This is a genomic window from Pseudomonas sp. CBC3 (assembly GCF_037967085.1).
Lineage (GTDB): Bacteria > Pseudomonadota > Gammaproteobacteria > Pseudomonadales > Pseudomonadaceae > Stutzerimonas.
In genome coordinates this window covers 809,459-823,977 of record NZ_JBANEO010000002.1, presented here as the reverse complement: position 1 = coordinate 823,977, position 14,519 = coordinate 809,459, and the positions used below count along the sequence as shown (strand labels likewise).

Sequence of the window (14,519 nt, the reverse complement as noted above, 5' to 3'; positions counted from 1 at the left end):
CGCTATTTCCTTAACGTGGCATTGAACCTTTCTTCCAGGGAGGAGAGGATTTGCTGCAGCGCACCACTCACCTCGTCGTCGTTTAGAGTGCGCGAAGGGTGTTGCCAGGTCAAGCCGACTGCCACACTTTTGCTAAGGGGATCAATACCTTTACCCTGATACACATCAAATAGCTTGAGGTCTGTCAGGTTCTCGCCCGCGGCACTACGGATGCACCGCAACAGGTCGTCAGCCGATACGTCTTGCGCCACCAGAACTGCAAGATCACGTCGCACCTCGGGGAAACGGGAGAGCTCGTTGAAACTCGGCAAACATCCTTCGCTGACCTCAGCAACCAACAATTCGAAAAGGTAGACGGGCTGATCGATACCCAGAGTGGCGGCCAGCTCTGGATGAAGGCCGCCGATGTAGCCAACCGGGCGTCCGCCTCGTTCAATCCGAGCAGTCTGCCCCGGATGCAAAGCAGGATGCTCAGCCGGAACGAAATCATACGCAGAGGCATCCCCGGCATGTCCGAGCAGAGCTTCGACATCGGCTTTCATGTCATAGAAATCGGCCGCAGCCCGTTCGTTGCTCCAGCCCACCGGCAGACGGCTTCCGGTAATTACACCTGCCAGCATCGGCTCCTGTTTCAGCTGGCCGAGTTGGCCGACGAAACGCAGGCCGCTTTCGAACAAACGCACCCGAGTTTGCTGACGATTGAGGTTGTACTGCAAAGCCTTGATCAAACCCGGCCAAAGCGTCTCGCGCATGGCAGCCATGTCCGAAGAGATCGGATTGGCTAGCCGCAGCGGTTCGACACCAGGACTGAAAAGCTCGAACAACTTCGGGTCTATGAAGCTGTAGGTAATCGCTTCCTGGTAGCCACGCGCAACCAATAGACGGCGCAACGCTGGCAATTCCGCACGGGCTTCGGGACGGGCCTCTGGGGCCAGTCGCGCCTGCGGATAACGCACCGGAAGACGATCGTAACCATATAGGCGCCCCAGCTCTTCGATGAGATCTACTTCAAGGCTGATATCGAAACGATGACTGGGCACGCTCACTTCCCAGCAGCCCGGTGACTGTTCCACGACGCCCAGGCCGAGAGCGGACAGCAGCGAGACGACCTGCTCTCCCGCCATCTCCAGACCGAGCATTTGCTCAATACGCTGCGCCCGCAGCTGGATCGGAGCGACTTTTGGCAGATCGGCTTCGCTTGCGACTTCGGTCACTGGGCCGGCGCTGCCTCCAACTATTTGGAGCAGCAATGTCGTGGCGCGCTCCATAGCTGCCTGCGCAAGCTGTGAATCGACACCGCGTTCGTAACGATGCGATGCATCTGTATGCAAACCGTAAGAGCGTGCTTTGCCCGCAAGTGCAATAGTGTCGAAGAAGGCACTTTCAAGGAACAGATCCTGCGTTGAGGCGCTTACACCGCTGTGCTCACCACCCATTACACCTGCAATCGCGAGGGCACGCTGGTGATCGGCGATAACCAGCGTATCGGCACGCAGTGTTACTTCCTGTCCGTCGAGCAAGACGATCTTTTCCTGCTCTTCAGCCATCCGAACCCTGATGCCACCATTGATTTCGGCAAGATCGAATGCGTGCAACGGCTGGCCCAGTTCGAGCATCACGTAGTTCGTTACGTCCACGACAGCATCGATGCTGCGGATATCGGAACGACGCAGCCGCTCGACCATCCACAGCGGAGTCGACCGCGCCAGATCGACATTGCGAATGACACGACCAAGATAGCGAGGGCAGGCTTTCGGAGCCAGCACCTCGACCGGGCGCACCTCGTCATGAGCTGCATCCACAGGAGCAATATCGACTGGCGAAACCGACGCCGCGTAAATCGCACCCACTTCACGCGCAAGCCCGGCGATGGATAGGCAATCCCCTCGATTCGGCGTCAGACCGATTTCGATGCTCGCATCATCGAGGCCGAGGTATTCACGCAGATCACTACCCACCGACGCATCCGCAGCCAGCTCCATCAGCCCGCTGTCATCGACACCGATCTGCAGTTCGGTTTCCGAACACAGCATGCCATTGGATTCGACGCCACGGAGCTTGGCCTTCTTGATCTTAAAATCGCCCGGCAACTTAGCGCCGATCATGGCGAAGGGGATTTTCAGACCGGGGCGCACATTTGGGGCACCGCAGACCACCTGAAAGGTTTCGCTGCCATTGCTGACCTGACATACGCGCAGCTTGTCGGCGTCAGGGTGCTGTTCGGTACTAAGCACTTCTCCCACCACCACGCCGCTGAATTCGCCGGCAACCGGGGTCACAGCATCCACTTCGAGGCCGACCATAGATAAGCGCGCGACCAGCTCGTTGCGCGAAACACCAGGGTTTACCAAAATGCGCAGCCATTGTTCACTGAATTTCATCCTGCTCTCCTAAACCTACTCGGACGATCGGCGGTTATCGAAACTGTTCGAGAAAGCGCAAATCGTTATCGAAAAAGATACGCAGGTCGTTAACCCCATAACGCAACATAGCCAGTCGCTCTACACCCATACCAAAGGCAAAGCCTTGGTATTTCTCTGGATCAATGCCGGACATCCGCAAGACATTGGGATGCACCATGCCGCAGCCAAGCACTTCGAGCCAATCTTGCGACTCTTGGTCACCTTTCTTAACCACACGACGAATATCCACCTCAGCCGAAGGCTCGGTGAAGGGAAAAAACGAGGGCCGGAAACGGACCTCCAGATCGGCCTCGAAGAACGCACGCAAAAACTGTTCGATGGTGCCCTTTAGGTCTGCGAAGCTAACCCCTTCGTCAATGAGCAGACCTTCTACCTGATGAAACATTGGCGAATGAGTCTGATCCGAGTCGCAACGATAAACGCGCCCAGGACAAATAATGCGAATCGGCGGTTGCTGGGCCTCCATGGTACGCACTTGAACCGATGAGGTATGGGTACGGAGCAGCATGTTAGCGTTGAAATAGAAGGTATCGTGCATCGCCCGCGCCGGATGGTGGCCGGGGATGTTGAGGGCTTCGAAGTTGTGATAATCGTCTTCAACCTCGGGCCCTTCGGCAACGCTGTAGCCAATGCGGCTGAAGATTTGCTCCATCCGCTCAAGGGTGCGAGTCAGCGGATGTAACCCGCCGGAAATCTCACCGCGCCCAGGAAGGGTGACGTCGACACGCTCGGCAGCCAATTTGGCGCTCAGCGCAGTATGTTCGAGGTCTGCCTTCTTGGTATGCAACCCTTCTTGAATACGACCCTTCGCTGCGTTGATCAGGGCACCGGCCTTTGGCCGCTCTTCTGCAGACAGCTTGCCCAAGGTCTGCATGAGCAGCGTCAGCTCACCCTTCTTACCCAAGTACTGGACCCGGATCTGCTCCAGGGCATTGATGTCTTGACTATGTTGCACCGCCTCAAGCGCTTGCGAGACCAGTGCATCCAGGTTTTCCATGTACAACCTCCAGAGGTTCTTGCAGAACCGCACCAAGCGATCAGCACTCAGGCGTTACGCGACGTGCACTTTTGCAAGTGCCCCTTCAGATACGAAATAGGGGAAGAGCACAAGGCTCTTCCCCTATCGGTGACACTACGAATCCGAAGATCCGATTATCGATGGGCTTAGGCCAGAGAAGCTTTAGCTTTTTCGACAATTGCAGCAAACGCTGCTTTTTCGTTCACTGCCAGCTCGGCCAGAACCTTGCGGTCGATCTCGATGGCCGCTTTCTTCAAGCCAGCGATCAAACGGCTGTAAGACAGACCGTTTACACGAGCACCAGCGTTGATACGAGCGATCCAAAGAGCGCGGAACTGACGCTTCCGCTGACGGCGGTCACGGTAGGCATACTGGCCAGCCTTGATCACCGCCTGTTTGGCAACACGGAACACGCGCGAGCGAGCGCCGTAATAGCCTTTAGCGAGTTTCAGAATTTTCTTGTGACGGCGACGAGCGACGACGCCACGCTTAACACGAGCCATGAGTTATTCCTCTGAGTCTTGACCGAATTAACGAACGCGCAGCATGCGCTCTACTTTTGCGTTATCAGACGGGTGCATCAGAGATGTACCACGTAGCTGACGCTTACGCTTGGTAGACATTTTGGTCAGGATGTGGCTCTTGAAAGCGTGCTTGTGCTTGTAGCCATTTGCCGTCTTCTTGAAGCGCTTCGCAGCGCCACTTTTAGTCTTCATCTTTGGCATGTTCGGTACTCCACAGTGTGGGTGATTTCAAATAACCGCAAGGCCTGCCAGTGCCCTGGTGGTTACTTTTTCTTCTTGGGAGCGATGACCATGATCAGCTGGCGTCCTTCCATCTTTGGATGCTGTTCGACCGAACCGTATTCAGCAAGATCAGCTTCGACCCGCTTCAACAATTCCATCCCCAGCTCCTGATGAGCCATCTCACGACCACGGAATCTCAACGATACCTTGGCCCTGTCCCCGTCACTCAGGAAACGCACCAGGTTGCGTAGCTTAACCTGGTAGTCGCCCTCTTCCGTCCCTGGACGAAACTTTACTTCTTTAACCTGGATCTGCTTCTGGTTCTTCTTCGCTGCAGCGACCTGCTTCTTCTTTTCAAAGAGGTGCTTGCCGTAATCCATGATCCGGCATACGGGAGGAACCGCATCGGCGGAAATTTCCACCAGATCCAATTTGGCTTCTTCAGCTATACGAAGCGCTTCATCAATCGAGACGATGCCAACCTGCTCGCCATCAGCACCAATCAAACGGACCTCACGAGCCGAGATATTCTCGTTGATCGGGGCCTTGGGTGCAGCTCGTTTATCCTGTCTCATTTCACGCTTAATAGTCATTACTCCAATTCTTGGCGACCACGCCGGGAAACCGCTTGTGCCAGCAACTGGGCGAAGTCATTCAGGGGCATGGAGCCCAGATCGACGCCTTCACGGGTGCGCACAGCAACGGCTCGTGTCTCTACTTCCCGATCTCCGATAACCAAGAGATAGGGAACCTTGAGCAAGGTATGCTCGCGGATTTTAAAGCCGATCTTTTCGTTTCTCAAGTCGGACTTGGCACGGAAGCCGCTTTGGTTGAGTGTTTTCTCCACTTCCAGAGCGAAATCGGCCTGCTTGTCGGTGATATTCATCACCACAGCTTGCGTCGGAGCCAGCCAGGCGGGGAAAGCGCCCTCGTAGTGCTCGATGAGAATGCCGATAAACCGCTCGAACGAGCCGAGAATGGCACGGTGTAGCATGACCGGATGCTGGCGATCGTTGTTCTCGCTGACGTATTCGGCGCCCAGGCGGATCGGCAGATTGAAGTCCAGCTGCAGGGTGCCGCACTGCCACACACGCCCCAGACAATCCTTTAGCGAAAACTCGATCTTCGGCCCATAAAAGGCACCTTCGCCCGGCTGCAGATCGTACGGGAGACCAGCACTGTCGAGCGCCGCCGCCAACGCCGCTTCGGCGCGATCCCAGAGCTCATCGGAGCCGACACGCTTTTCTGGACGAGTCGACAGCTTCAGTTCGATATTGTCAAAGCCGAAATCCGCATAGACCGCTTGGGTCAGTTTGATAAAGGCCGCCGACTCCGACTGCATCTGCTCTTCGGTACAGAAGATATGCGCATCGTCCTGGGTGAAGCCGCGCACCCGCATTATGCCATGCAGCGCCCCCGACGGCTCGTTACGGTGACAGGCGCCGAATTCGGCCAGGCGCAGCGGCAGCTCGCGGTAGCTCTTCAAGCCCTGGTTGTACACCTGCACGTGGCACGGGCAGTTCATCGGCTTGATCGCGTAGTCGCGGCTCTCCGATTCGGTGGTGAACATGTTCTCGGCGTAGTTGGCCCAGTGTCCGGACTTCTCCCACAAACTGCGATCGACGACCTGAGGCGTGCGAATCTCCTGATAGCCATTTTCACGCTGCACGACACGCATGTATTGCTCGAGCACCTGATACAGCGTCCAGCCATTCGGATGCCAGAACACCATGCCCGGCGCTTCTTCTTGGGTATGAAACAGATCCAGACGCTTGCCGATCTTGCGGTGATCGCGCTTCTCGGCTTCCTCGATACGCTGGATGTATGCCGCCAGCTGCTTCTTGTCAGCCCAGGCGGTGCCGTAGATACGCTGCAACTGCTCGTTCTTCGCATCGCCACGCCAGTAAGCACCCGACAGCTTGGTCAGCTTGAAGGACTTGAGGAAGCGCGTGTTAGGCACGTGCGGCCCGCGGCACATGTCGACGTATTCTTCGTGGTAGTACAGCCCCATCGCCTGCTCGTCTGGCATGTCTTCAACCAGACGCAGCTTGTAATCTTCACCGCGCGCCTGAAACACCTCGATGACTTCCGCGCGGGGTGTGACCTTCTTGATCACGTCGTACTCAGTATCGATCAGCTGCTTCATGCGCTGCTCGATTGCGGCCATATCGTCCGGTGTGAAGGGGCGCTCATAGGCGATGTCGTAATAGAACCCTTCCGCAATCACCGGTCCGATGACCATCTTAGCGGTCGGATAGAGCTGCTTGACCGCATGCCCGACCAAGTGCGCACAGGAGTGGCGAATGATCTCCAGCCCCTCCTCGTCCTTTGGCGTAATGATCTGCAGGGAAGCGTCCTGCTTGATCAAATCACAAGCATCGACAAGCCTGCCGTCGACCTTGCCGGCTACGGTTGCCTTGGCCAGGCCCGCACCAATGGACTGCGCCACTTCAGCAACGGAAACCGGATGATCGAATGAACGCTGACTGCCGTCAGGAAGAGTAACGATGGGCATGGCGCCTCCTCTCCTAGTGGTGACCCCTACCAAAGGCCACATGGGTTGGGATGAGCCAGGAAAGCGGCCCGCCGGATAACCTGCCGCACGGTGGCAGGAGCCCTAAGGCTGATCGAGGCGGACCGAAGTCACTGGAAGTACGGGAGCACGGATGCTTTCAGAAAGCCGCCGCACTGACAAGCAAGGCATAAAAAAAGGGTCGCTGGCGCGACCCTTTCTCGGAATTTGGTAGGCACAATTGGATTCGAACCAACGACCCCCACCATGTCAAGGTGGTGCTCTAACCAACTGAGCTATGTGCCTCCGATGGACGCGCATTCTAGAGATCCGCCGGAGGGAGTCAAGCGCTTTTTAGCTAAACCACTGATATTTTTAGAAACCAGGGACGCCCTCCGCTCTTTGATATGGCATCGCGGTTCCGGCAGCGCTAGCATCCTCGTCAAATATTCGGAACAGGACACTCAGAATGTCGCACACCCCGTACCCGTCATCGTATTACGCAGCTTCGGCGAATCCAGCAAACGCGCGCGATGCCCTGAACAGCAGTATCGAAACTGATGTTTGCGTCATCGGCGCAGGCTATACAGGACTGTCAAGCGCACTATTCCTGCTGGAGCAAGGCTTTCGGGTCGTCGTTCTGGAGGCAGCGAAAGTCGGCTTCGGCGCATCCGGGCGCAATGGCGGTCAGATCGTCAATAGCTACAGTCGTGATATCGACGCGGTCGAACGCAGCGCCGGGAGCGACGAAGCGCGCCTGATCGGAGCGATGGCATTCGAAGGCGGGCGAATCATTCGCGAGCGAGTCGCACGTTATGGCATCGATTGCGACCTGAAAAACGGAGGCGTGTTCGCGGCGTTCAATCTCAAGCAGATGCGTCATTTGGAAGCACAAAAGTCGCTCTGGGAACGCTACGGTTACGATCAGCTGGAGATGCTCGATCACGACGGCATTCGAAATGTCGTGTCCTGCGATCGTTATATCGGCGGCATGCTCGATCACGGCGGCGGCCATATTCACCCACTCAACCTCGCCCTGGGCGAAGCGGCGGCGATCGAGTCGCTCGGTGGCGTTGTCTATGAGCAGAGCCCGGCAATCCGTATCGAACGAGGAAGCACCCCACGTGTGCATACCCCAAACGGGCAGGTGACGGCGAAGTTCGTAGTGATCGCCGGAAATGCTTATCTTGGAGCGCTGGTTCCCGAGCTGGCGGCGAAATCCATGCCCTGCGGTACGCAAGTCATCGCCACCGAACCCCTGGCCCCTGACCTAGCGGCGAGCCTGCTGCCTCAGGATTACTGTGTCGAGGACTGCAATTACTTGCTCGATTACTTCCGCCTCTCCGCTGACAAACGCCTGATCTACGGTGGCGGAGTGGTTTACGGCGCGCGTGATCCAGCCGATGTCGATTCGGTCATCCGACCCAAGATGCTCAAGACGTTCCCTCAATTGCAAAACATCAAGACGGACTATGCCTGGACTGGCAACTTTCTGCTGACGCTGTCCCGCTTACCCCAAGTCGGCCGGCTCGATGACAACCTCTATTATTCCCAAGGGTGCAGCGGCCACGGCGTCACCTATACCCATGTGGCGGGAAAGGTAATCGCCGAGGTCTTACGGGGACAGGCTGAACGCTTCGATGCCCTTGCCAGCCTGCCTCACTACCCGTTCCCCGGTGGACAAACTTTCAGCGCACCGCTCAGTGCGCTCGGCGCGCTCTACTACAGCCTGCGAGACAGAATTGGCTTTTGACCGATCACAACACCGGACAAGGCGGAGGTTCCTGACAGGCAGCCGCTTCGCCGCGCCTTTGAGGCAACTCCGCCTTAAATCGCTCGTCGTCGGGCATGAGTCGTGCGGCGCATGCACGAGCGGCGGATGACTGCACGGGGCATCCCTGCTCCGCCAATACCTGCGAGAGGTTGAACCAGCCAGCAGCAAAGGAATCGTCGCGCTGAACACTAGTCCGCAGCGCTCGCTCGGCGGCACGTTTGTCACCCTGCGCATATCGAGCATTGGCCAGCGCAAACCAGGCCAACCCGCTGTTCCAATGCTCGGCTGCGGTCTCGTAAGCGATCATAGCCGCATCGTCATGATCCGTTTGCTCAAGATCGTTCGACGCCCTCAGCCAAACCGTTTCCGTGGCAGTGCGAGGCAGCTGATCAGGTGCCACGGTCACTACCGCCCAACGTTTACCTTTGGCCCAGCTTCGTTCGAACTGATGAAAGCTGCCGGTCCAGCGTCGAGTGGTCCCGGAACGCAGTACCACAGTCTGAGCCGCAAGGTCGTATCCCACCACGACCGCAAAGTGCCACTGAGGCCAGCGATCAAACGCAAGGTTCTGCAGCACCAGAACGGGGTTCCCCGCCGCCACTTCGGCCAACACCGCCTCCAGCCGAGGCTCCAACGGATAAACCAGCAAGTCATGCGCTCGGGCAGCGGCTACCATTTCGACCTGCAGGCTGCCTTTACGCTGCGGAAGATAGACCCTCGGAACGAGATCTTCCGGCGCGGTAGCAACGCCACGCTGGGTAAGCATTGTGGCAAGTGCTGCCGGCCCGCATTGATAGTCTTCCTGCGGAAAGAAAGGAACCTCATCCAACTCAACCCGCTCGGGGAGCCCTACGGAACCGATCGGAATGACCGGCGCCCGCGCGCACGCCCCGAGAAGGACTACCACCAACAGCAAGATTAGCTGCCGGATCAACGATTGATACAGTTGATGAAGTTGAAGATATTGGTGGCGCACAGCATGTCCGTGATGATGAAGATCACCAGAAACAGAACGATGACCCCAACCACTCCGGCACCGGCAGGCGCCTGATCCAGTTGTTGATTGAATTGTGCGAGTTCCGCCGGTGTCAGACTGTTGATTCGCTGCTCGACCTGATCCCGCTCGACGCCCATCGACACCAGCTTTTTCTGAACGTCTTCATCTTCAAGCATCGTCAGCAATTGCTGGCGATCCACCTGCTGTTGTTGCTCGGCGATAACCTCCGGGGTGCCGATCATGGTTGCCTGGGCCAGCGGAATCTGTGCAAACAGCATGAAATGCAACGCGGCCAAGAGTGTGGCGACACGCTTCATCACGGACGAGTTGAACATGGCGGAACTCCTTATTCGTTAGCCCAGCGTAGTGTGCTCGGGCCGTCAGGAGTAAGACGGCGCCTCTGTTCCGCCAGTTCCCTTTGAGCGTTATGGTTTCGCAGACAGAAACGTTCGACTTACCTACCACGGATTTACACACATCGTGCCAAACGACGTGATGCTCCCAAAACAAGGAAAAAGCATGAAAACTACCTGTTCGATAACGCTGACGCTGTGCTGCACCATTCTGGCCGGTTGCCAATCATCATCACCCGAGCCTGCACATTCGCCTCACGGCTCAGCCGACCGATGCGATACATCCGTCGTGGAGAAGCTTGTTGGAGAACAGGCGAGTCCGGAACTGCTCGATCGGGCCCGTCGCGAAAGCGGGGCCTCGGTCGCTCGCATCATTCGCCCCGGGGACATCGTCACGCTGGAATACAACGCGCATCGTTTAACGCTTACGACAGACGAGGCACTAACAGTGCAGCGAGTTAGCTGCGGCTGATCCGACCATAGCCACGGTGTATGGCTGCGCAGGTGCCATGATCGGCATGGCAACTGCGCTGGTATAGCGTACCGCTACTGAGCCACTGCCCTGCGTGTCCGCAGGCCGGTCGCTGACAGAGGCTTGGGCGGGGTCAACAGGAAATAAAGGTCATATCGTTTGATGATGATCTGAGCCAGCAACGGCCCAAGTAGCCCGACCAGAGTGCCAACCACCAAATGCACTGGGATCGAATCAATACCCATAAAGCTGCTCAGGATGACTCGAATTCCACTTCCGGCCAGAATATGCGCCAGATAAATAGTCATCGAAGAAGCCCCGATGAACAGCAGCCAGTCGATGCGGACCTGGCCCAGACACATCGACAGCGCGATCACGAAGAAGATAGAAACGGTCGCCAATACAAGTACCGGCAAGCCGCCTATTTCCCAATTCAAGCCGAAGGTGATGTGAAACAAATATTGGCCAGCAAGGAATAACGCGCCGAACAGCAAGGTGAGCGAAACATAACGGGCCAGGAAAAACGCCTTTATTTCGTTGAACCACACGCCTAGCGCGAAGAAAACCGCATTGCCGAAGATGAATCGGCCAATGTTCCCCATCGCCAAATCCTGTTTGAAGACATAAAGCGCGCCGAAGGCCAGAAATACAGGAAGGAAATAACGGCGATCGACCTTGGCGTAGATAAAGGAACACACCACGAAGACCAGGAACAGCGCGTAGAGGAACCAGAACTGCGCACGGGGCGACCAAAGCAGCGAGAACACCTGCCCTAACGTCACGTCGCCGTTGGTGTAGTTCGACAGCACTACCTCAAGCAGGCCCTGCAGTAGCGACCATACGATGAAGGGATAGACGATAGTGTCCACCTTGTTGACTATCAATCCCGCCTTTCCACGCTTGATCAGCGAATCGTAAAAAAACAAACCGGATAGAAAGAAAAACAGCGGCATGTGGAAGCTGTAAATGATGCTATCGACGAGAAGATAGTTATCTTCATTCATCGGCAGCCCAGCGTTGAACACCCCGCGCGCGACATGTCCGTAGACAACCAGAATGATCCCAATGGCTTTGGCGTAATCGACCCAGGCATTTCTCTCCTGCATCACATTCTCCTTGTTATCGGTAATACCAGACACATCGCAGCCAGACCTGGCGCAGATGGGAAAGGTAGACAAGGGAAAATGCAATCCGTTTGATGTAGGCGCCGAGCCGCTGCTATTCCCGACGGAATGCGGCACAACTTCGGCGCCTGAATCAAGCGCGAGCGTTGAACTCAGCAGAGCAATTCGGCGAATGAGATAAAGGGCACCAAATCGCCATCTTTCAGTTGCCTGTGCTCCCGCACCTCGACCAATCCATCCGCCCAGGCTGCACTACGCAGAATCGACGAGCTCTGGTTGGAATACAGCACTGCCTTGCCCGATTCGAGACGCGCTCGCAGATATTCCCGGCGCTTGCCAGGCCTGGGCCAATCGAAGTTCGCAGGAACCTGAAAGCTCAGCGGTTCGACTTGTAACACACCCATTCGGCGCAACAGATAAGGGCGCGCCAACAGACCAAAGGTGACCAGCGTGGAGGCAGGATTGCCTGGCAAGCCAATGACGGCAACACCTTGATAACTTCCGCAAGTCAAGGGTTTGCCAGGCTTGATGGCCAGCTTCCAGAGCGACAGTTCGCCCTCTTCTCGAAGCACCTGCCCGAGAAAATCAGCCTCACCAACCGAAACGCCTCCGGTAGAGAGAATCAGATCGACCTCATGCAGATCCGCCAGGCACTGGCGAACCCTTACCAAATCATCCGGCACGATCCCGGCGTCTATAACCTCGCATCCCAGGCGTTGCAGCCAACGACGCAACAGCATGCGATTGCTGTTGTAGATCTGTCCCGGCTGCAGCGTTTCACCCGGCTCGACCAGCTCGTCACCCGTGGACAGCAGCGCAACCTTGAGCTTTCGGCTTACGCTCAGCCGCGACACGCCTAATGACGCAGCGAGCCCCAGCTCGATAGGCCCCAGCCGAGCGCCGGCTGCTAGTACCTCATCTCCCGTTCGCGCCTCGCCACCCTGGGGACGAACGTGTTGCCCTCGCCTCACCGGCTCAAGGAAGCGCACTCGGCCATCGTCGAGCAGCTCGACGTTTTCCTGCATTTCCACGCTATCAGCGCCGTCCGGCATCGGCGCGCCGGTGAAAATCCGCGCACAGCTGCCGGCCTCCAAAGGCTCAGGCTGGCTACCGGCGAAGATCTTCTGACTGACCCGAAGCGGCTGCCCTCGAAGATCGCTTTCGCGGATGGCGTAACCATCCATTGCGCTGTTCGGCCAGGGTGGCAAATCCAGTTGCGCAACCAGTGGCTCGGCCAGTATTCGTCCAACCGCATCCTCGATCGAAACGCTCTCGACGTCCTTGATTGCAGTGCTTTCCGCTTGCCTGAGCAAAGCGTCGAGCGCCTGTTCTACAGGCATCAGCGCTGGCGAGTCGGTCAATGTCATGAGCGGCTCTCGCATGGCTCGGCCTGCTTGAGATGCGGCACGAAGTTGCACGGACGATGACGCGCATCGAGTTGCTCGGCGAGAATGCCGTCCCAGGCGGTTCTGCAAGCATTGGTCGATCCCGGCAGGCAGCAGACAAGGGTCGAATTCGATAATCCAGCCAATGCGCGCGACTGGACAGTCGAACTGCCGATATCGCCTACCGATATCTGGCGAAACAGCTCGCCAAAGCCATCGACCTGCTTGTCCAGTAGGCATCCAACCGCCTCCGGCGTACTGTCGCGACCTGTAAAGCCAGTGCCACCAGTGATCAATACGACCTGCACCATATCTTCGGCGATCCAGCTCGCGACCTGCGCTCGGATCCGATACAGATCATCCTTGAGCAGCACACGCGAAGCGAGCCGATGACCAGCAGCCTGCAGACGGTCGACGAGTAACTGCCCTGAGGTATCGGTTTCCAGCGAGCGAGTGTCACTGACCGTCAGGACAGCGATATTCAGCGGAACAAATGATTGATCGGCAAGGTGGCTCATGGCGGCATTCCGGTTGTTGGTCTGAATGCCGGGTGTTATATCACAAGCTTTTAATGGAGCCCTTGATGCAACAAAGCATGCTTGCCGATTGCTCAATCCTGCTGCTAGCGGGTGGTCGCGGGCAGCGGATGGGAGGCCAGGACAAAGGTTTGGTCGAGTGGCATGGCGAGCCGCTCATAGCCTGGCAGCATCGGATCGTACGGGCATTGACGGATGATCTGCTTGTTTCCTGCAACCGCAACCACCAGCGATACGCAGCCTTCGCGGATCGAGTGGTTAGCGACGACGAGCCGGACTTTCCCGGACCACTTGCTGGTATACGCGCCGGCCTCGCGGCGGCTCGTCATCGCTGGCTCTTGGTAGTGCCATGCGACGCACCGCTGATCGATGACTCACTGCTCGCAGGCCTGCATGCAGCGGCTCGAGCGGAACCAAACGTTCCCGTGATGGTTCGGCGAGGTGAGCAATGGGAACCGCTGTTTTGCGTCATCCCGATCAGGCTTGCTTCTGCAATCGAGGAGGCCTGGCGGGCCGGCGAGCGAAGCAATCGCAAGATACTGCTGAGCCTACAATCCCGCGCTCTCGATCTTAATGAGAATGATCCTCGGCTTGCCAATCTGAACTCACCCGAACTGCTTTCGGAGCAAAAGCCCCCAGATTGAACTTAGCGCCCTCGAACGCCGTCACAAACGCAACTAACCAAGAGGAGAAGCACTATGCGCGCAGCAACCGGACCCGCCTTGGCATTGTTGGTCGGACTGACCCTGCTAGCGGGCTGCTCGAACCCCAGCGTCATCACCCTGAACGATGGCCGCGAGATCCAAACACTGGACCATCCCCAGTACGACGATGAAGCTGGCTTCTATGAATACGAAAGCATCGACGGCAAGCCGGGCAGAGTCAACAAGGATCAGGTTCGTACTGTCAAGGAACTCTGACGACCACCCTTCTGGTGCCAGGCTGCTTGCCGGGCACCACCAAAAAGCCCGTTCTAACCTCTTGTGAAGCAAAAGTTTTTATGTAAAATGCGCGCCATCTTCGGAGCGTAGCGCAGCTTGGTAGCGCGTCTCGTTCGGGACGAGAAGGTCGCTGGTTCGAATCCAGTCGCTCCGACCAAATCCCGATATTGGAAACAGTCTGATTACAAAACCGGCTAATGGCCGGTTTTTTGTTTTCCAGATTTCATTTCGTTATCTC

The 14,519-nt window shown here is 57.1% G+C and carries 15 protein-coding genes and 2 tRNA genes; 5 read left to right on the top strand and 12 right to left on the bottom strand.

Translation table 11 applies throughout. From position 1 onward, the window contains the following. Positions 1-2: 2 nt before the first annotated feature. From pheT to V6943_RS10985, 7 genes are all read right to left on the bottom strand, one after another. Positions 3-2,381 (bottom strand): phenylalanine--tRNA ligase subunit beta, encoded by a 2,379-nt coding sequence (gene pheT / locus V6943_RS11015; RefSeq protein ID WP_340553479.1) that lies wholly within the window; start codon positions 2,379-2,381, stop codon positions 3-5. A gap of 34 nt (positions 2,382-2,415) precedes the next feature. After that, complete coding sequence (gene pheS, locus V6943_RS11010; RefSeq protein ID WP_340553478.1) at positions 2,416-3,420, bottom strand: phenylalanine--tRNA ligase subunit alpha; 1,005 nt, start codon at positions 3,418-3,420, stop codon at positions 2,416-2,418. Positions 3,421-3,587: 167 nt separating this feature from the next. Continuing rightward, positions 3,588-3,944: a 50S ribosomal protein L20 gene (gene rplT, locus V6943_RS11005; protein ID WP_131648508.1), complete on the bottom strand. Its 357-nt coding sequence runs from the start codon at positions 3,942-3,944 to the stop codon at positions 3,588-3,590. A gap of 27 nt (positions 3,945-3,971) precedes the next feature. After that, entirely contained in the window at positions 3,972-4,166 is a 195-nt protein-coding gene (gene rpmI / locus V6943_RS11000) for a 50S ribosomal protein L35 (protein ID WP_019339386.1), read from the bottom strand. Positions 4,167-4,228: 62 nt separating this feature from the next. Beyond that, positions 4,229-4,780, bottom strand: a complete 552-nt coding sequence (infC, locus tag V6943_RS10995) for a translation initiation factor IF-3 (protein ID WP_177493022.1) — start codon at positions 4,778-4,780, stop codon at positions 4,229-4,231. Beyond that, positions 4,780-6,702, bottom strand: coding sequence for a threonine--tRNA ligase (gene thrS, locus V6943_RS10990; protein WP_340553477.1), 1,923 nt, complete (start codon positions 6,700-6,702; stop codon positions 4,780-4,782). The genes infC and thrS overlap by 1 nt, the downstream gene beginning before the upstream one ends. A gap of 226 nt (positions 6,703-6,928) precedes the next feature. Beyond that, positions 6,929-7,005: transfer RNA gene (locus V6943_RS10985), tRNA-Val, on the bottom strand. Between the two features lie 163 nt (positions 7,006-7,168). Here V6943_RS10985 and V6943_RS10980 point away from each other — a divergent pair. Next, positions 7,169-8,452: an NAD(P)/FAD-dependent oxidoreductase gene (locus V6943_RS10980; protein ID WP_340553476.1), complete on the top strand. Its 1,284-nt coding sequence runs from the start codon at positions 7,169-7,171 to the stop codon at positions 8,450-8,452. 4 nt (positions 8,453-8,456) lie between these two features. Here the strand turns inward: V6943_RS10980 and V6943_RS10975 are convergent, their stop codons facing one another. After that, complete coding sequence (locus tag V6943_RS10975) at positions 8,457-9,407, bottom strand: PA2778 family cysteine peptidase (protein WP_340553719.1); 951 nt, start codon at positions 9,405-9,407, stop codon at positions 8,457-8,459. Next, positions 9,404-9,805 (bottom strand): PA2779 family protein, encoded by a 402-nt coding sequence (locus V6943_RS10970; protein WP_197444623.1) that lies wholly within the window; start codon positions 9,803-9,805, stop codon positions 9,404-9,406. Before V6943_RS10970 ends, V6943_RS10975 begins: the two co-directional genes overlap by 4 nt. Before the next feature lie 160 nt (positions 9,806-9,965). Here V6943_RS10970 and V6943_RS10965 point away from each other — a divergent pair, with 160 nt between their 5' ends. Continuing rightward, positions 9,966-10,295: an I78 family peptidase inhibitor gene (locus V6943_RS10965; RefSeq protein WP_340553716.1), complete on the top strand. Its 330-nt coding sequence runs from the start codon at positions 9,966-9,968 to the stop codon at positions 10,293-10,295. Between the two features lie 74 nt (positions 10,296-10,369). On the opposite strand, the gene V6943_RS10960 is transcribed toward V6943_RS10965, so the two are convergent. From V6943_RS10960 to moaB, 3 genes are all read right to left on the bottom strand, one after another. Further along, complete coding sequence (locus V6943_RS10960; protein ID WP_340553475.1) at positions 10,370-11,401, bottom strand: acyltransferase family protein; 1,032 nt, start codon at positions 11,399-11,401, stop codon at positions 10,370-10,372. 170 nt (positions 11,402-11,571) lie between these two features. Further along, the gene (locus tag V6943_RS10955; protein WP_340553474.1) at positions 11,572-12,786 is read right to left on the bottom strand and encodes a molybdopterin molybdotransferase MoeA; all 1,215 of its coding nucleotides are present in this window, start codon (positions 12,784-12,786) and stop codon (positions 11,572-11,574) included. Further along, on the bottom strand, positions 12,783-13,322 hold the full coding sequence (gene moaB, locus V6943_RS10950; RefSeq protein ID WP_131648502.1) for a molybdenum cofactor biosynthesis protein B: 540 nt from the start codon (positions 13,320-13,322) through the stop codon (positions 12,783-12,785). The genes V6943_RS10955 and moaB overlap by 4 nt, the downstream gene beginning before the upstream one ends. Before the next feature lie 65 nt (positions 13,323-13,387). On the opposite strand from moaB, the gene mobA reads away from it, so the two are divergent. The 3 genes from mobA to V6943_RS10935 all read left to right on the top strand — a co-directional run bounded on the left by mobA (position 13,388) and on the right by V6943_RS10935 (position 14,438). Then, positions 13,388-13,984, top strand: coding sequence for a molybdenum cofactor guanylyltransferase MobA (gene mobA, locus V6943_RS10945; RefSeq protein WP_340553473.1), 597 nt, complete (start codon positions 13,388-13,390; stop codon positions 13,982-13,984). A 54-nt stretch (positions 13,985-14,038) separates the two neighbouring features. After that, entirely contained in the window at positions 14,039-14,260 is a 222-nt protein-coding gene (locus V6943_RS10940; RefSeq protein ID WP_340553472.1) for a YgdI/YgdR family lipoprotein, read from the top strand. A 101-nt stretch (positions 14,261-14,361) separates the two neighbouring features. Continuing rightward, positions 14,362-14,438, top strand: a tRNA-Pro gene (locus tag V6943_RS10935). The last annotated feature ends 81 nt before the right edge of the window (positions 14,439-14,519 follow it).